Annotated in this window: 16 protein-coding genes and 1 pseudogene; 14 read left to right on the top strand and 3 right to left on the bottom strand. The window is 29.9% G+C overall.

The genetic code is table 11. The features are described from left to right. Positions 1 to 433: 433 nt before the first annotated feature. The 8 genes from L6653_RS08555 (at position 434) to L6653_RS08520 (ending at position 7,945) form a co-directional block, all read left to right on the top strand. Positions 434 to 652: a FeoA family protein gene (locus L6653_RS08555; RefSeq protein ID WP_049689996.1), complete on the top strand. Its 219-nt coding sequence runs from the start codon at positions 434 to 436 to the stop codon at positions 650 to 652. A gap of 2 nt (positions 653 to 654) precedes the next feature. Then, positions 655 to 879: a FeoA family protein gene (locus tag L6653_RS08550; protein WP_019117034.1), complete on the top strand. Its 225-nt coding sequence runs from the start codon at positions 655 to 657 to the stop codon at positions 877 to 879. After that, complete coding sequence (gene feoB, locus L6653_RS08545) at positions 880 to 3,030, top strand: ferrous iron transport protein B (protein ID WP_236786805.1); 2,151 nt, start codon at positions 880 to 882, stop codon at positions 3,028 to 3,030. It begins immediately after the preceding gene. 24 nt (positions 3,031 to 3,054) lie between these two features. Beyond that, the gene (locus tag L6653_RS08540) at positions 3,055 to 3,246 is read left to right on the top strand and encodes a hypothetical protein (protein ID WP_236786803.1); all 192 of its coding nucleotides are present in this window, start codon (positions 3,055 to 3,057) and stop codon (positions 3,244 to 3,246) included. Positions 3,247 to 3,434: 188 nt separating this feature from the next. Continuing rightward, a complete protein-coding gene (locus L6653_RS08535) occupies positions 3,435 to 3,776 on the top strand; it encodes a DUF6110 family protein (protein WP_236786801.1) in 342 nt (113 codons plus the stop codon). Between the two features lies 1 nt (position 3,777). Further along, positions 3,778 to 5,850 carry a heavy metal translocating P-type ATPase gene (locus tag L6653_RS08530; RefSeq protein WP_236786799.1) on the top strand — a complete coding sequence of 691 codons (2,073 nt, stop codon included), beginning with the start codon at positions 3,778 to 3,780 and terminating at the stop codon, positions 5,848 to 5,850. A 198-nt stretch (positions 5,851 to 6,048) separates the two neighbouring features. Beyond that, on the top strand, positions 6,049 to 7,059 hold the full coding sequence (locus L6653_RS08525; protein ID WP_236786797.1) for a threonine aldolase family protein: 1,011 nt from the start codon (positions 6,049 to 6,051) through the stop codon (positions 7,057 to 7,059). Between the two features lie 4 nt (positions 7,060 to 7,063). Further along, positions 7,064 to 7,945 (top strand): radical SAM protein, encoded by an 882-nt coding sequence (locus tag L6653_RS08520; RefSeq protein WP_236786795.1) that lies wholly within the window; start codon positions 7,064 to 7,066, stop codon positions 7,943 to 7,945. On the opposite strand, the gene L6653_RS08515 is transcribed toward L6653_RS08520, so the two are convergent. Together L6653_RS08515 and L6653_RS08510 are read right to left on the bottom strand one after the other, a co-directional pair. Continuing rightward, positions 7,942 to 8,520 (bottom strand): AAA family ATPase, encoded by a 579-nt coding sequence (locus L6653_RS08515; protein WP_236786793.1) that lies wholly within the window; start codon positions 8,518 to 8,520, stop codon positions 7,942 to 7,944. The two genes, L6653_RS08520 and L6653_RS08515, sit on opposite strands and share 4 nt — an antisense overlap. After that, entirely contained in the window at positions 8,517 to 9,197 is a 681-nt protein-coding gene (locus tag L6653_RS08510) for a hypothetical protein (protein WP_236786791.1), read from the bottom strand. The genes L6653_RS08515 and L6653_RS08510 overlap by 4 nt, the downstream gene beginning before the upstream one ends. A 313-nt stretch (positions 9,198 to 9,510) precedes the next feature. Between L6653_RS08510 and gltX the strand changes: the two genes are divergently transcribed. The 5 genes from gltX to L6653_RS08485 all read left to right on the top strand — a co-directional run bounded on the left by gltX (position 9,511) and on the right by L6653_RS08485 (position 14,735). Further along, entirely contained in the window at positions 9,511 to 10,992 is a 1,482-nt protein-coding gene (gene gltX, locus L6653_RS08505) for a glutamate--tRNA ligase (protein WP_236786790.1), read from the top strand. Between the two features lies 1 nt (position 10,993). Then, a complete protein-coding gene (gene cysS, locus L6653_RS08500) occupies positions 10,994 to 12,412 on the top strand; it encodes a cysteine--tRNA ligase (RefSeq protein ID WP_236786788.1) in 1,419 nt (472 codons plus the stop codon). After that, the gene (gene rlmB, locus L6653_RS08495; RefSeq protein ID WP_236786786.1) at positions 12,412 to 13,125 is read left to right on the top strand and encodes a 23S rRNA (guanosine(2251)-2'-O)-methyltransferase RlmB; all 714 of its coding nucleotides are present in this window, start codon (positions 12,412 to 12,414) and stop codon (positions 13,123 to 13,125) included. Before cysS ends, rlmB begins: the two co-directional genes overlap by 1 nt. Continuing rightward, positions 13,112 to 13,636, top strand: a complete 525-nt coding sequence (locus tag L6653_RS08490) for an NYN domain-containing protein (RefSeq protein WP_236786784.1) — start codon at positions 13,112 to 13,114, stop codon at positions 13,634 to 13,636. The genes rlmB and L6653_RS08490 overlap by 14 nt, the downstream gene beginning before the upstream one ends. 94 nt (positions 13,637 to 13,730) lie before the next feature. Further along, positions 13,731 to 14,735, top strand: a complete 1,005-nt coding sequence (locus L6653_RS08485) for a sigma-70 family RNA polymerase sigma factor (RefSeq protein WP_236786782.1) — start codon at positions 13,731 to 13,733, stop codon at positions 14,733 to 14,735. 144 nt (positions 14,736 to 14,879) lie between these two features. Here the strand turns inward: L6653_RS08485 and L6653_RS08480 are convergent, their stop codons facing one another. After that, on the bottom strand, positions 14,880 to 15,902 hold the full coding sequence (locus tag L6653_RS08480; RefSeq protein ID WP_236786780.1) for a PTS sugar transporter subunit IIC: 1,023 nt from the start codon (positions 15,900 to 15,902) through the stop codon (positions 14,880 to 14,882). 286 nt (positions 15,903 to 16,188) lie between these two features. Between L6653_RS08480 and L6653_RS08475 the strand changes: the two are divergent. Further along, a pseudogene (locus L6653_RS08475) lies at positions 16,189 to 17,361 on the top strand (M20 metallopeptidase family protein). Positions 17,362 to 18,133: the final 772 nt, after the last annotated feature.

Raw genomic sequence — 18,133 nt, 5'->3', positions numbered from 1 at the left:
AAAATTCAAATAGCAAAAGTTAAACTCTTAAGAAAATAAATATTTTCAATTTATTTCTTAGGAGTTTTTATTTTAAAAATTTAATTTATAGGAATAAAAAATTTTTAATTTTTCAAAAAACATACTCAAAACAAAAAAATTTATATATATTTACAAAAAATAAAACAAAACCAATATAATGATATTTAATATCAAGATTTAGTTGTATAATAATCTCGAAGATAATGATAATTTGTATCAGTATTTTACATAATTTTTATTCTTTTATAATTTATAAAAATATTTCACAAGTCTAGCTTAAAGTTAATTTCTTTTTTGAAGAATTGCTGATATTAACTATTATTATTATGTAAAACATATAATTATAAGCTATAATTAAAATTACTTTGAAATAATAGAAAATAAATAGCAAGTATATAGAAAGAAGGAAGATATGCCAATTACATTATTAAATAATGATCAAGAAGCAGAAGTTATTAGAATAGCAGGAAATGATGAAATAAAAACTCACCTTTCAAATTTAGGTTTTGTAAAGGGGAAAAAAGTTAAATTATTTTTCTTTGATGGTGTTAATTATATTATCATGGTAGATAATAGCAAATATGCACTTAATAAAGACTTAGCAAAAAGAATATACGTAAGGGAGATATAATGATGAAAAGTTTAAGAGATGTAGCGGTGGGCGAAACTGCCGTTATAAAAAAAATCAAGGGTGATGGTGCAACCATAAGAAGAATTATGGATATGGGCATTACAAAAAAAACAGAAGTTTATGTTAGAAAAATTGCCCCACTAGGTGATCCTATTCAAGTAAACTTGCGTGGTTATGAATTAACCATTAGAAAAGAAGATGCAAAAAATATTATAGTGGAGGAATAGATGGTTTATACAGTTGCTTTAGCTGGTAACCCTAACTCAGGAAAAACCACTCTTTTTAATGAACTAACAGGTTCAAGCCAAAGGGTTGGAAACTGGCCAGGGGTTACAGTTGATAAAAAAGAGGGAAAATTAAAGGGACACAAGGATATTATTATCCAAGATTTACCAGGAATTTATTCTCTTTCTCCTTATACAATGGAGGAAGTAGTTTCAAGAGGATATTTGGTTGACCAAAGACCTGATTTGATTGTAAATCTTGTTGATGGATCAAATCTTATAAGAAATTTATATCTTACAAGTCAATTAATTGAATTAGGTATACCAACAATAATAGCATTAAATATGATGGATATTGTTAAATCAAATGGCGATGTTATTGATAAAGATAATCTTTCTAAAATTCTTGGATGCCCAGTTGTAGAAATTGTTGCTAGCAAAAAACAAGGAACAAAAGACTTAATCAATGAGATTGTAAAATCAGAAAATAAAAAATCTTTGCCAAATCCTTTAAAATATTCCGGAGAATTAGAAGAAGTTTTGGAAAAAATTTCTAGTGAAATTTCTGGTTCTGTTGATTCTAAACTTGAAAGATATTTATCAATCAAGGCCTTTGAAAATGATGAGGATATGTTTGAAAATATTTCTTTATCATCTGATAAGAAAGAAAATATTAATAAAATCAGAGAAGATTTTGAAAAAATAGAAGATGATGTAGCTGAAGGTATTGTAACAACAGAAAGATATGAAGCTCTTGGAGAAGTTGGAGAAAAAGTTTTAAAGAAAGCTCCACCAAAACTTTCAACAACTGATAAAATTGATAAGATAGTTACAAATAGAATTTTGGGACTTCCAATTTTCGCCCTAGTAATGTTTGTAATTTATTATATAGCAATTTCAACTTTAGGAACTGGTGCAACTGATGCTGTAAATGGATTTTTTGAAGATACAATGACACCAGCAGTAGCAGATTTTCTAACAAACATGGGAATTAACGATGTTTTAGTTGGCCTTGCAACTGACGGAATTATAGCAGGAGTTGGGGCAGTATTAGGATTCTTGCCACAAATGTTAGTATTATTTGCCCTACTTTCAATTCTTGAAGATATAGGATACATGGCAAGAGTTGCCTTTGTAATGGATAGGGTATTTAGAAAATTTGGACTTTCTGGAAAATCTTTTATACCAGTTATGATAGGAACAGGATGTTCAGTTCCTGGAATTCAAGCATCAAGAACAATAGAAAATGAAAGAGATAGAAGAATTACAATTATAACTACATCTTTCATGCCATGTTCTGCAAAACTTCCAGTAATAGCTTTAATCGCTGGAGCATTTTTCAAAGAAAACCAAGCTTTAGTTACATTTTCATTTTATATAATTGGAATACTTTCTGTAATAATTTCTGGAATTATTTTAAAGAAATTTAAAGAATTTGCATCAGAGCCAGCTCCATTTGTTATGGAACTTCCACCATATCATGCACCAAGAGTTACTTCAGTTTTAAGAGATGTATTTAATAAAGGAATGAGCTTTGTAAAAAGAGCTGGAACAATAATTTTAGTATCATCAATAATTATTTGGTTCTTATCAAACTTTGACTTCTCATTTAAATTGGTAGAAGCTGAATCAGAAAGCTCAATGCTTGCAGTTTTAGGTGGATATTTAGCAGTTTTATTTAAACCTCTAGGATTTGGACAATGGCAATCAGCAGTAGCAACAATTACAGGATTTGTTGCAAAAGAAAACGTAGTTTCAACAATGGGTGTTGTTCTTGGAATAGGAGCAGATCTTGATGAAACAAATAGACAATTAATTACAGCTTTCAACCAAGCTATAGGAACACCAGTTGCTGGATATTCATTCTTACTTTTCAATATGCTTTGTATGCCATGTTTTGCAGCAGTTGGAGCTATAAAAACAGAAATGAACAACAATAGATGGACTTTAATTGCAATAGGATATCAAATGACATTTGCCTATGCTATTGCCTTTGTTTTCTATCATTTAGCAAACTTCTTTGTTTATAAAGAATTTTCAATTATGACAATACTTTCTTTAATTGTTTTAGCAGCAATCTTATACTTAATATTTAGACCTGTTAAATATAAAGAAGAAAAGAGAACTTATAAATTAAATTTAGCTAGAAAATAGTAAAAAATAGAAAGGGATGATTTTATGAACTTACAATCATGGATATTTTTGCTAGTAATATTGGGTATTTGCTCTTATATAATCTACACAAGATTTATAAAAGAAGGATCAAATTTTGGATGCAAGGATTGTGCACAAAAAGATTCTTGTTCATCAAATACTTGCCATAGCAAAAAAGAAAAAACAAAAAAGAAATCATGCCCATATTGTGACTGATTGTTTTTTAAAAGGAGGACTTTTGCAAAGTATTTATATTTGCGAGAGTCTTCCTTTTAGAATATAAAATTCTCAAGATTTTTTATATTTTTAGCTACTTGTAATTATCAAAATTTTAGCTTTTAAAATATAAAAAAATTTGCTAGAATAGAACTGATATAATTATTTTAAAATCATAGGAGGAAGAGATGATTAAGGTAAACAAGAAAATTATTAGTGCAGGTGTAGGTGTAATAGCAGGTGCTATTGGTGGGAAAGTACTTACATCAAAATTTGCAAAAAAAGCTGCAGTAGCTACAGTTCAACAAGGACTAAAAGCAAAAAGTGCAGTTGATAAAACTGTAGAAAATATCAAGGTTACAACTGATGATATAGTTGCAGAGGCTAAAGTAAAAAACGAAATCGAAGAAAGACTTGAAGCTGAAGCAAAAGCAAATCTTGATATTGAAAATGTAGCTAAAAAAGAAGCTGAAGAAAAAATAAAAGAAGAAATAAAGGAAGATTTAAAAGAAGAAGCTAAAGAGGATTAGGATGAGAGCGTCTATAAAGGCTAGAACCTTAGGTAGGTCTAGATTTTTATTTGAAGATTATCTTAAAGAATCTAACGTTAACAAATTAAAGTACAAAATCGAAAAGTTAAAAGGAGTAAAAACTTGCGAAATTTCTCCTATTTCAAAATCTATAATTGTAAATTATGATGAAGATTATATAGGAAATATTGCAAGATTTATCCTTGACTTTGATCTTAAATCTTTGGATAATTTTGAAATTGATGATGCAGATTTTATTCCACAAGTTGATAAATCAATTTTCCATATCCTAAGAAATGCGGCATACAAGAGAATAATTTTTGGAAAAATTATGCCCATGCCACTTAGGCCATTTTTTACAATTTTAAGGGCTTATCCTTTTGTAAAAGAAGGGTTAAAATCTTTAAAAAATAGAAAAATGGATGTAGCTCTTTTGGATGCAAGTGCAATTTCAGTTTCAATTGTTACTGGTCAATTTGCAGATGCTGCAAGTATTATGGCTTTATTATCCTTGGGAGAAGAGCTTGAAGATTATACTTTGAAAAAATCAAGATTGAATTTGAAATCTTCCCTTGCTCTTAATGTAGACCAAGTTTTAGTAAAAGATGGGGACAAAAAAGTTTTTAAACATCTTAAAGAAGTTGAAGTTGGTGATTTGATTTATGTTTCTATGGGAACAACAATTCCTGTTGATGGAGAAGTTGTTGAAGGCTTTGGAATGGTGAATGAATCTTCATTTACTGGAGAAGCTAAGGCTGTAGAAAAAAATGAAAAATCTTCAGTTTTTGCAGGAACTGTCCTTGAAGAGGGAGACCTTCTTGTAAAATCTAAGAAAAAATATGATGATTCTAGGTTAAACCATATTATAAAATTGATTGAAGATAGCGAGAAAAATAAATCTTTGGCTCAAATAAAGGCGGAATCTATGGCAGATTCTTTAGTAAAATATTCCTTTATTGGGGCAGGTTTAACATATTTATTAACTCGTAATTTCATTAAAGCAAAATCATTTTTGATGGTTGATTATTCTTGTGCATTAAAACTTACAATTCCAATAGCATATATGAAAGCAATTAGCCAAGCAGGGGATGAAAATATCCTTGTAAAGGGTGGAAAATATTTTGAAAGTATAGCTAAAGCAGATACAATTATTTTTGACAAAACAGGAACTTTGACAAAGTCAGAACCTGAAGTTAAAAGAGTAATTTCTTTTGATATTGATGAAGATGAGGCGCTAAGAATTGCAGCTTGCCTTGAAGAACATTTCCCACATTCTATAGCAAGAGCGGTTGTAAAAAAAGCAAAAGAAAAAAATCTTAACCATGAAGAAATGCATTCAAAGCCAGAATATGTAATGGCTCATGGAATAAAATCTACAATTGATGGAAAGCCAGCTTTAATTGGTAGCGAACATTTTATTTTGGAAGATGAGAAAATTAAAATAAGTTCAGAACAAGGGGATTTGATCAATTCTTTAAAAGAAGAATATTCGCTTTTATTTATGGCATACGATAATAAATTGTTGGCAGTTTTGTGCATAGATGATCCAATTAGAAAAGATGCTAAAGAAACTGTTTCAAATCTTAGAAAATTAGGATTTACTCATATTGCAATGTTAACAGGAGATAATGAAAATTCTGCAAAAGCAGTAAGCAAAAAACTTGACCTAGATTTTTATAAATCTCAAGTTCTTCCAGAAGATAAGGAAGAATATATCAAAAAAATGAAAGATATGGGAAGAAAAGTAATTATGATAGGAGATGGAGTTAATGATTCAATTGCCCTATCCCAAGCTGATGTAGGAATTTCTATGTCAAAAGGAGCAGACCTTGCAAAAGAAATTTCTGATGTTTCCATAAAAACTGATTCATTAAAAGAATTAGTTGACCTTGTAAAACTTTCAAAAAGTGTAGATAGAAGAGTTAGAAAGGATTATGAAAGAATAATAGCTTTCAATACCCTATTAATCGGACTAGGCTTGGGTTCATTTATAACAAATACCCAATCAGCCCTCTTGCACAATATATCTACAGTTGCAATAGCAAGCAATAATATGAAAAAATACAAATTTTAAAACCAAAGTTTAAAGCTTTGGTTTTTTCTTTGGGAAAAATTAATTAATTAGTAAATAAAATTTTAAAAATATTAAAAGTAAAGAAATCCTAGGAATTAAATTCGACTAATAAAGTGATGGTTGTAAATTTTAAAATGGAAAAAACTTATGAAAAATGTATGATAGGAATAAGAAAATCGTTTTTTATAAGGAGAATTTATGATTAATTTTAGAAATGACTATTCAGATATTTGTTATCCAGAAATTTTAGATGCTATAAAAGAAAATCTTGACCAAATAAATCCAGGATATGGGGTTGATGATCACAGCAAAAATGCTGAAAAATTGATTAAAGAAAAATTAGAAGATGAAAATGTTGATATATATTTTATCCACGGGGGAACAGGAGCAAATATTCTTGGGGCAAGTGTGGGAATGTTGCCACAAGAATCAATAATTTCTGCAACAAGTGGACATATAGAAGACCAAGAAGCAGGAGCAATCGAGGCTTGTGGAATAAAAATTGAAACAATTCCAACAAATAACGGAAAGATTACAAAAAAATTATTGGAAGAAAAATATAAATCTTTTACCAACGAACACCACACAGTTCCAAGAAAAGTTTATATATCAAACACAACAGAAGTTGGAACTCTTTACAGTAAAAAAGATTTGGAAGAGATTTACGATTTTTGTAAAAAACACGACTTATATTTATTTATGGACGGGGCAAGACTAGCACACGCCATGGCAAATGAAAAATCAGATTTAAAATTTAAAGATTTGACCAAACTTTGCGATATATTTTATTTTGGAGGAACAAAAAACGGACTTATGTTCGGCGAAGCTCTTGTAATTGTAAATGATGATTTAAAGAAAAATTTCAGAAATTTGCAAAAACAAAAAGGAGCCATGCTTGCCAAAGGATTTGTTACAGGAATTATGTTTGAAAGACTCTTCCAAGATGATTTGTATATAAAAGGAGCAAAAAAAGCCTACAAAATGGCAGAAAAATTGGCAAAAGGCTTTGAAGAAAAAGCCTACAAACTTGCCTATGAATTTGAATCAAACCAAGTTTTTGTAGAAATTTCAAAAGAAGATATAAAAAAATGGGAAGAATTTGCTTATTTTGAAGTAGGAGAAAAAAGAGAAGACAAATTCGTAGCAAGATTTGTAACAACCTACAAGAGCAAAGAAAAAGAAATCGAAGAATTTTTAGAAAGGATTTAGTATTATGCATTACACAGGACAAGTTTATAGACCACCACTTGAAGCCTACACACCACTTTTGGAAGTAACTTACGGCTGTTCCCACAATAAGTGCGCCTTTTGTACCATGTATCATATGACAAATTTTGGTATTTCTCCTTTAAAAGATGTAGAAAGCGATATTTTGGAAATTTCCATGACCTATCCGAGGCCAATTGAAAGAATTTATCTATTAAACGGAGATCCCTTTGTACTATCAATAGAAAAATTAGTAGAAATTGCCGATTTAATCCACAAATATATCCCAGAAGTAAAAACCATAACTTCCTACGCAAGTTTTTATAATTTAAAAAATAAAACCAAAGAAGATTTAAAACTCTTAAGAGAAAAAGGCTACAATGAACTTTGGTTTGGAGTAGAAACAGGAAATCAAAAAGTCCTAGACTGGCTTGATAAGGGAGCTGATCTTGATGATTATAAAAAAGGGATAGAGAAAATGAAATATGCAAACATGACCTACAACGCCATAGTAATGCAAGGAGTTGCAGGAAATGGAAATTCAAAGGAAAATGCAAGAGAAACAGCAAAATTTTTAAACCTCTATCCACCAATAGGAATTTTTATAATGAGTACAGACGTTCAAAGAGGATCAAAATTATATAAAATGAGAGAAGAAGGAGATTTTAAAGAAACAAGTAACAGAGAAAACCTAGAAGAACAAATAGAATTATTAAAAAATCTAGAAGTTCCAGGAAATGTCCTCTACTCATCAGGCCATATAGTAAATCTCGTAAAAGTAACATCTCACATGAGAAACAAAGAAAAAATGATAAAAAAATTAGAAGAAGCACTAGAAAATCTAGACGAAAAAATCCTAGATTCAAAAAATAAGGGCAGGGCTATTTAGACTGTATGGTCTAATAGCCTTATTTTTTTTATATCTTTTTCTTCAAATAATCCCAAATCATAGTGGTTGGTTATTATTATTTTTTTGCCATTTTTGTTTAAATCTTTGATTAAATTCGCTATGTATTTTGCTTTTTCTTTATCAAGTTCGTTAAAGGGTTCATCTAATAGGTATAATTTTTTATCAGTAAATAAGAGTAAAATTAAGTATAAAAATTTAAATTCTCCACCAGATAGGTGGTAGAGGGTTTTATCGAAATTTTCATTTATAAAATTATTTATGTAAGAATTTTTTCTTATTTTTTCTAGAAGATTTTCATTATTTATTTGGTCAAAAAATTCTATAAAATCTTTTACCTTTATTCTTTCATAGAAAGAAAAATGTTGGCTTAGATAGATTATGTCTTTTTTGTCTATATGAGGTTCTATCTTAACCTTATTATCAAAATAAAGGCTATCCAAAAAAAGAGTCTTTCCTGAACCGTTTTTGTCACAAATATAATTTATTTTATCTGAAAAATCTATTCTATTTATTTTGAAAATCAAAGTTTCTATATTAAAAACACTAAACATCATCTACGCTCCTTTGAAAATGGACTGAAATTTTTTATTGAATATAGGGATAAAACACTAGTTAGGAGAAATATTAAAATATAAGTTCCTATATAGGAAAAATTTTTATCTATTAGGGCATTTATCAATAAAAATATTTGATAAAAAGGATTTATAAGATTTATTTTTGAAGGGCTATTTAAAAGAAAAACTCCGACAAATACGCAAATATCGGTTATAGTTGATATAGAATTTACATGTACATCTTTTAAAAGAGTTAGGTTATAAGATAAAAATCCTATATTTATCAAAAGGAAAACTAATACCATATCGTAGGAAAAAAGTTTTAAAAAACTTATTTTAAGAACAAAGCTTGCGCCGATACAAAATATTAGGCTGCAAAGACTTGCATAAATTATTTGTGATATGAGAAGAGCTTCAAAATATTTTGTTTTTTGATAATTTAAACCGAAAATAAATTTACACATACCACTTTCTCTTTGTCTTAGGGCCCTTAATCCCACTCCATAAATATAGGAAGTTACTATTATATAGGCACAATAGATTAAAGCTTCATTGATATCAATTTTTTTGTGAGAATTAATAAGCAAAAAAACTAGGGGAAGAATTATTGACCAAAATATAGAAATTTTGTCTTTAAAAATTATTTTGAAGTTGAATTTTATTAGCGATTTTAACATAATATTTTCCTTATAATTATTTTTGAATAAGCAGAAACACTTTCTCATATTATAACATAAATATATTAGAGGAAAAAATTGATATAAAATTCAAAAATATAATTTTAAAATATAAATCTTTGTAATTGATAATATATCTTGAAAAAAAACATATTTTATGCTAAAATAAAAGCAGTATTTAGGAGGGAGTGAGTTTTGCACTCCCTTTCCTTTTCGTTATTTTTTTATAAATTTACGAAAAAATTGAAAAAATATGATTTTATAAATTAGTCAAGATATTATATAATAAAAGTAATATTTTTAAGGAGGATTTATGACAGAAACAAGAGTTAGATTTGCACCATCACCAACAGGTTACCTCCACATCGGTGGACTTAGAACAGCACTTTTTAATTACCTTTATGCAAGACATACTGGTGGAAAAATGCTTTTAAGAATTGAAGATACAGACAGAACCAGATTTGTTGAAGGAGCCTTGGAAAATTTATTGAAGACTTTAAAATGGTCAGGAATTGAAATTGATGAAGGCGTTATGCTTGACGAAAATGGTCAAGTTACTGAAAAAGGAGACTTTGGTCCTTATATCCAATCTGATAGGGTTAAAGCTGGAATTTATGATAAATATATTGAAAAATTAATCGAAGAAGGCAAGGCTTATTATTGCTTTTGCTCAAAGGAAAGACTCGACAATTTAAGAGCAAGACAAAAAGCTGATGGTCTTACACCAAAATATGATGGACTTTGTCGTTCACTTACTTTGGAAGAGGCAAAAGAAAAAATTGCTAACGGTGAAAAATATACTGTAAGATTAAAACTTCCAAAAGATACAGATATTTCTTTTGAAGATAGGATTAAGGGAAAAATAACCTTTAATACAAATGATATGGACGACCAAGTTTTGATAAAAGAAGACGGATATCCAACTTATCATTTTGCAGTTATTGTTGACGATCACGAAATGGGAATCACTCACGTTGTAAGAGGGGATGAATGGATTTCTTCAACTCCAAAACACGTATTTTTATACCAAGCTTTTGGATGGGAAGCTCCAGAATATATCCACCTTCCTACAGTTTTAAATAAAGATCACAAAAAATATTCTAAGAGAAATGGAGATGGAATGGTTGAAGATTTCATCGAAAGAGGATATTTACCAGAAGGATTAATAAATTATTTAGCTCTTTTGGGTTGGTCTCCTGATAGTGAAGAAGAAATTTTTACAATGAAAGAACTTGCTGACCAATTTACTTTTGATAGGGTAAATAAAACCGGAGCAGTTTTTGATGTAAGAAAACTTGATTGGGTTAACGGTCATTATGTAAGAGAAATGAGCGTTGAAGATTTAGCAAAAGCTATAAAACCATATTGTATTGAAGCAGGATTTTTCGGCGAAGATTATCCAGAAGAAAAATTAAATCTTCTTGCTGCAACCTGGCAATCAGCAATTGATAAATTCATAGATATTAAAGACGAAGCTTATGTTTATTATGTAGATGATAAAGATATGAAATGGACCGATGAAGCGGTTGAAGCCATAAAAACTGATGAGGCTAAAACTTTATTTGATGCCTTTATTGGAAAGCTTGGAGAAGTTGATGAAGTTGACCTAGACTTTGCAAAAACCATAATGAAATCTATCCAAAAAGAAACAGGAATAAAAGGAAAGAATTTATGGTTCCCAGTTAGGGCAGGACTTACAGGAAATGTTCACGGACCAGAACTTGTAAATGCCTTTGTAATTATGGGCAAGGAAAAAATGATCGATAGATTAAATTACGTTAAGGAAAATTTTTAATATGAAAATATATAATACATTCACAAGACAAAAAGAAGATTTCAAGACAATTGATGAAAACAAGGTAAGAATGTATGTATGCGGCCCAACAGTTTATGATTATATGCACATAGGAAACGCCCGTCCTTTGGTAATTTTTGATACAATGAGAAGATATTTAAAATATCTTGGAAACGACGTAAAATATGTTGTAAATTTTACAGATGTAGACGATAAAATTATAAATAAGGCCATTAAAGATAATATATCAACTAAGGAAGTTACAGATAAGTATATAAAAGCTTATATGGAAGATGCAAAAGATTTAAATCTTGATGAAGAAGACACAATCCACCCAAAAGCTACAGAAACTATGGATGATATTATAGAATTTGTAAAAGAATTGGTGGATAAGGATTGTGCCTACGAATCTGATGGAGATGTTTATTTTGATATTTCAAAAGCAAAAGATTATGGACATCTTTCAGGAAAAAATATTGAAGATTTAAGAGAAGGCGCATCAAACAGACTAGATGATAAGGACAAGGGCAAAAAAAGAAATCCTATGGATTTTACCCTTTGGAAAGCTACAAAAAAAGAAGGAGAAATCTCTTGGGATTCTCCTTGGGGCAAGGGTAGACCGGGCTGGCATATAGAATGTTCAACCATGAGCAAAAAATTATTGGGAGAGACAATCGACCTTCATGCTGGTGGAGAAGATTTACAATTTCCTCACCACGAAAATGAAATCGCCCAATCAGAAACAAGATCAGGCAAAAAATTTGCAAATTATTGGATGCACAACGGCATGATCCAAGTTGATGGAACCAAAATGAGCAAGTCTTTGGGAAATTTCTTTACCCTACACGATATTAAAAAAGAATACGACCTTATGGTTGTGAGATTTTGGCTATTGTCTGCAGGTTATAGACTTCCAATAAATTTCACAAGAGAAATAATAGAACAAGCCAAAAATTCCCTAGAAAGATTAAACAATGCCAAATTTAGGATGGATGATCTTTTAGAAAAAGCGAGTGGAAATTTAAAAGATGAAGAAAAAGATTTGGTAAAAGAGCTTGATAATTTTGAAAGTAATTTTAGAAAAGTTATGGATGATGACCTAAACACAGCAGATGCTCTTACAGTTTTATTTGAAATTTCAAAATTTGCTAATACCAAGCTTGATGAAAATTCTTCAAAAGAATTTGTAGAAAAAACTAGAGATTTATTTATAAAACTTGAAGATGTTCTTGGTATAGAAAATAGAAAAAAAACAGATGATTCAATTGATGAAGATTTAATAAATAAATTAATAGAAGAAAGAAAAGAAGCGAAAAAAGCAAAAGATTTTGCTAAAGCAGATGAAATTCGCGACAAACTTTCTGAAATGGGAATTTTAATCAAAGATACCAGAGAAGGAACCAAGTGGGAGCTTAAGTAATGGCAAGTATATATGGAAGAAAATCTGTACTTGAAACCATTGATGCAGGTGAAAATATAAAAAAAGCTCATATTTTGGACAACAAGGGCAAAAATCACAGACTGATTGATAAAATTATAAATAAATTAGAAGAAGAAAATGTGCCAATATTTTATGAGGACAAGGATTATTTTTCAAAAATTTCTGGCAACCACCAAGGTGTTGAAATCGAAGTAGAAGATTACAAATACAAGGACCTTGATGATTTAAAAGATAAAAAAAGGCTAATGATTTTAGATCAAATAGAAGATCCCCACAATCTTGGTGCAATAATTAGAAGTGCAGAAGCCTTTGGATTTGATGGAATAATTATTTCAGAAAGAAGATCTGCAAAAGTAAACTCAACAGTTTATAAAACAAGTGCAGGAGCAATCAACAATATTGACATAGCCATGGTTAAAAATATAAATAGGGCCATAAAAGAAATAAAAAAAGAAAATTTTTGGGTTTATGGACTTGCTGGAGAAGCTGATGGTGATATTACTCAAACAGATCTTACAGGAAAAATTGCCCTAGTTGTTGGCAATGAAGGAAAGGGACTTTCAAGACTTGTAAGAGAAAATTGCGATGGACTAATAAAAATACCCATGCTTGGCAAAATAAATTCATTAAACGCATCGGTAGCAAGTGCAATCGCAATCTATGAAAGTCTAAGACAAAATGGCTTTAACTAAAAAAAATATAACCTATGTTGATGGCTATAACATAATAAATTCTTGGCCTGAATTAATTCATATAAAAGAAAATTCCTTAGAGCTTGCTCGTGAAAAATTAATAGATGAGATGGCAGAATACGCATCCCTTTCAAACGAAAATCTTGTCGTAGTCTTTGATGCCTACAATTCAGACGGTGAAAAAGAAAATATATTTGAAAAACTAGGCATAGAAATAGTCTATACCAAAAAATTTCAAACAGCTGACACCTACATCGAAAAAATGACTAACAAGTACGCCCGTCGCCACAATGTAAAAGTTGTAACCGACGATGGGCAAGTCCAATCACTTGCCTTTGAGAGAGGAGCAAGTAGGATGACTGGTCTTGAGCTTAGGAATGATCTTTTAAATAAAAGGGTAAAAATTAAGAGAAGTCAAAAAAAAGATTTTTCAAATAATTTCAAGCAATTTCCCTTATCAGAAGATGTAATAAAAAAACTTGATGATATAAAAAAAGACTTGGAAAAATAAATAATGGTAAAGGTAGATAAATTCAATTTATAAAAATTCAAATCATTTTTATAAGAACTTGGCTGCTTAGGCAGATCAAATTTATGGTGGTTATATGGATAAAATAAATTTTAATGACGAAGAAATCTTTGAAAAATTTAAAGATTTCTTTGATGAAGATGAAATTGATCAAAAAGAAGCCCAAAAAATTTATAAGGGATTAACAGAAGAAGAAAAAGAAGAATTTGACCAGTTTTTGGAAGACGAAGAGCTGGAAGAAGATGAAGAGGAAGAAAATAGGAAAAAAATAAAAAATTCCCTAGTTGCAAGGCAAAGGTCTGATATAATCAGGCTTTCAGATTTAACAAACGAGCAAATTGTAGAACAATTTCAAGAGGGAAATCAAAATGCCCTTGGCGCCTTGGTAGATAAAAACCAAGGACTAGTAAGAAGCAGAGCCTCATATTTTTATCGCTCACATGGAAACGATCTTGAGCTTGAAGACTTAGTTCAATCAGGAATGCTTGGAATGATTAGAGCTGCAGAAAAATTTGACCTAACTTTGGGATACAAATTTACAACCTACGCCTACAAGTGGATTGACAAAGCAATAAGAAAAGCGATCAACAAAGAAGGTCACACAATAAGAATACCAGCAGGAAAATATTTGAAATTAAATAAATTAAAACAAATATTAAAAGCAAATCCAGAAGCTAGCGAAGAAGAATTATACAAGATTTTAAAACAAGAAGGAATCGATAAAAAACAAGCTGACGATTTATTTTTGATAAACAGAAATCAAGTAAATTCAACAAGCTTAAACATAAATCTTGATTCAGAAGATTCAACAGGCGATGAGTTAATGGATATGGTAGGAGACGATTCAATCCCAGTAGACGATCAAATCCTAAAAAAAGATATGGAAGATTTCCTAATGAAAGCCCTAGATCAATTATCAGATAGAGAAAAACAAATAATAATCTACAGATACGGCCTAGATAACGAAAAACCAAAAACCCTAGAAGAAATAGGAACAATTTATTCCCTATCAAGAGAAAGAATAAGACAAATAGAAAACCAAGCCCTAGGAAAACTAAAACAATACAGTGATCAGGAGTAGATAAATAGCTTAAAAACGTCCCCGTGTGGACGTTTTTAATATTTCCCCTCAGACTAAACTAAATAAGAAAATGACAAATAAAAAAATGGACTATGTGTATTATATGCATAGTCCATTTTTAAATTTGATAAAGTATTTGAATTTTTATTTAGAAAAATCTAACTTCATATCCCCATCTTTTATCCAGCCGATTTTTTTAACGAAATAATAAATTATTAATGAAACTATGGCTGGAAGGATTATGTGCATGATTATTATTGTTGATAATAATTTAAAAAATGGGACGGTGCTCATTGCTGTAAAGGTTGAAATTTGTCCTACCAAACCGCATGTTCCCATGCCAGCTCCTATTGGGGAATTTTCTAGTTTGAAAATTATTGTTGAAAATGGTCCAAGTATTGCTGATGCGAGGGTTGGTGGGATTAAAATTTTTGGATTTCTCATTATATTTGGCATTTGTAACATACTTGTTCCAAGTCCTTGGGCGATTAGGCCTTGGGTTTTGTTTTCTTTAAATGAAATTACTGCAAAGCCAATCATTTGACAACAACATCCAATTGTCGCAGCTCCTGCTGCAAGTCCTGATAGACTTATTGTCATACAAAGTGCAGCTGATGAAATTGGAAGAGTTAAAACTATTCCTACAATTACTGAAACAATTATTCCCATGATAAATGGTTTTTGTTTGGTTGCATCCATTATTATAATTCCGATTTTTGTCATTAGTGTTTGGATAAAAGGTCCAACTAAATTTGCAATCATTACTCCGACTAAAACTGTTACAACTGGGGTCAAAACTATATCGATTTTAGTTTCTTTTGAAATTATTTTTGCAATTTCTACACAAAAAAGTGTTGCTATAAAAACTCCCATGGGTCCACCCAATTTGTTTGCGGCAAGCCCTACTATTGTTGATGAAAATAAAATTAATCTGTCTGCATTAAGAGCGTAGGCGATTGAAACGGCGATTGCAGGGCCTGTGGCTTCTTGGGCAAGGGGCCAAATTGTTTCTGATAAAAATTTTATATCAAAAGATTTACCAATTGTATTTAAAATTGTTCCTACTAAAAGTGTTGCAAAAAGTCCAAAGGCCATTGATCCTAAGGCATCAATAAAATAAACTTTTGGTGAAAGGCTTATTCCTTTTCTTTTTAAAAAATTTTTCATTTTTCCCTCCTAAAATTCTTTAAATATAATTTTATATTATAAATAAAAATTTGTAAATATTCGTGAAATTTGTTTATTTTTTTATAAATATTTAGATAATTTGTATTTTATCAAACTATTATGTAGGCAAAGCATATTAAAATAATCGGAAAAATTAAGCTAATAGTTTTTTATTTAAAGATAAAAATAGGGTATAAATATTAAGAAATAAAAATCTCATTATTATGTCTTTTTTATTGTTAGCAAAAAGTTTTTTAATAAAGCTTTTTGTTTTTTAAAAGAAAGGATGATATTTATGACAAATTATTTTAAAGAAGCAGAAGAATTAAAAAATGAATTAGTTAAAAATCGTAGACATATACATGAAAATCCAGAATTGGGTTTACAATTACCTCAAACTAAGGAATTTGTAATAAAAAAATTGAAAGAAATTGGGGCTGAAATAAAGGAAGTTGGAGAAAGTGGGGTTCAAGCTACTATCAAAGGAGAAAAGGGCCCTGGTAAAAAAATTTTAATTAGGGCGGATATGGATGCTCTTCCAATGGATGAGGAAAGCGGCCTAGATTTTTCATCAAAAAATAAGGGGGTAGCTCACACTTGTGGACACGACCTTCACACATCTATTGGTCTTATTAGTGCAAAATTACTAGCAAAACACAAAAAAGATTTTAAGGGCTAGGTAAGATTTATGTTTCAACCTGCTGAAGAAATTTTTAAGGGATCAAAGATGATGATTGAAAATGGAGTTCTTGAAGGAGTTGATGTAGCACTTGCTCTCCACACAAACTTAAGTCATGAGGCAGGATCTATTTCTTATTATGAGGGTTACATGGCAACAAGTTGTGATAATTTTAAAGTTACAATTAAGGGTCAAGGAGGACATGGTGGTTATCCTCACACAACAAAAGATCCTATTAATGCAGGGGTTATGATTTACCAACAATTTAATCAATTAATAAGCCGTGATGCAAATCCTTCAAAACATACAACTTTAACATTTGGACAATTTGCATCAGGTTCAAATTCAAATATTATTCCCGACACGGCTACTTTACAAGGAACAATGAGAACTTACGATCCAGAAATTAGGGAAAAATTAAAAAAAAGAATGGATGAAATTGTTGAAGGAGTTTCTAAAGCTACAGAATGTGAAATTAATTTAGAATATTCTGCATCAGTTCCTTCTCTTTATTCTGATCCATCTCTTACAAAAGAGCTTGTAGCTTATGTGGAAGAGGCTTCTGATATTGAAATGATTTCTGGAGAAAGACTAATGGCAAGTGAGGATATGGCTTTTGTTTCAAGAAAAGTCCCTACAGTTTATTTCTTATTAAATTCAAAAATTCCAGGAAATAATTATTCCCACCACAATCCAAAAGTAGATTTTTCAGAAGACGCTATGCCAATAGGTGTAGGATTATTTGTGACATGTGCTATTAATTGGTTAAATAATAATTAAATTTTTAATTCAAATAATTTTTGAAATTTTAGCCTTATTTAATTAAGAGATCTCTCGACAAGCTCGAGATGGGTAGTTTTGAGATTGGCTTTATTACTAAAGGAGGTTTTGATATATTTGTAATCGAATAATTTATTTAATTATTAGCTGTATCTAATAAAAGAGATCTCTCGATTTCACTCGAGATGGTTGATTATTGACTTTAATTTTTTACTGAAGAATATTTTTGAATTTTTGCCAAATTATAATTTTATTTTTTATTCTATTTTTAGACTAAATATTAAATAATAATGAATCAAATAATTCAAACTTTAGCTTAAAATTATTTCTAAATATTACCCATCTCGACCGAACGAAGTGAGTGGAGAGATCTCTTTTGTTTGGTTTATATTTTAATTTTTGATTTCCTTAGTAATTCCAATGAATTTTTGAATTATTCGCATTAATTAACCTATGAGATCTCTCGACTACTAAAATTCATTTTCTATGCAAATTCCTCCGTGCTTATGAAAACTCATTTACTACGTAAATTCTTCCGTGCTCTCGCACTAATTTTAGGGATAAATATGCCAAATCAAGGCATATTTATCTGCTCGAGATGGGTAAATTGGGAGAGGCTTATTGTTGAAGGATATTTTTATTTGTTTTTCACTTGTAATTTCTAGTTCTAAATTCAATTATTGAGTTTAAATATTTAAGATAGCTAATCTAAAAATTCAAACTTTAGCTTAAAACTATATTTACACATTACCATCTCGACCGAACAAAGTGA

This window comes from Anaerococcus ihuae, assembly GCF_928368155.1.
Classification (GTDB): domain Bacteria; phylum Bacillota; class Clostridia; order Tissierellales; family Peptoniphilaceae; genus Anaerococcus; species Anaerococcus ihuae.
The sequence above is the reverse complement of the archived record's forward strand: the minus strand, read 5'-3'. Positions and strand labels throughout refer to the sequence as shown.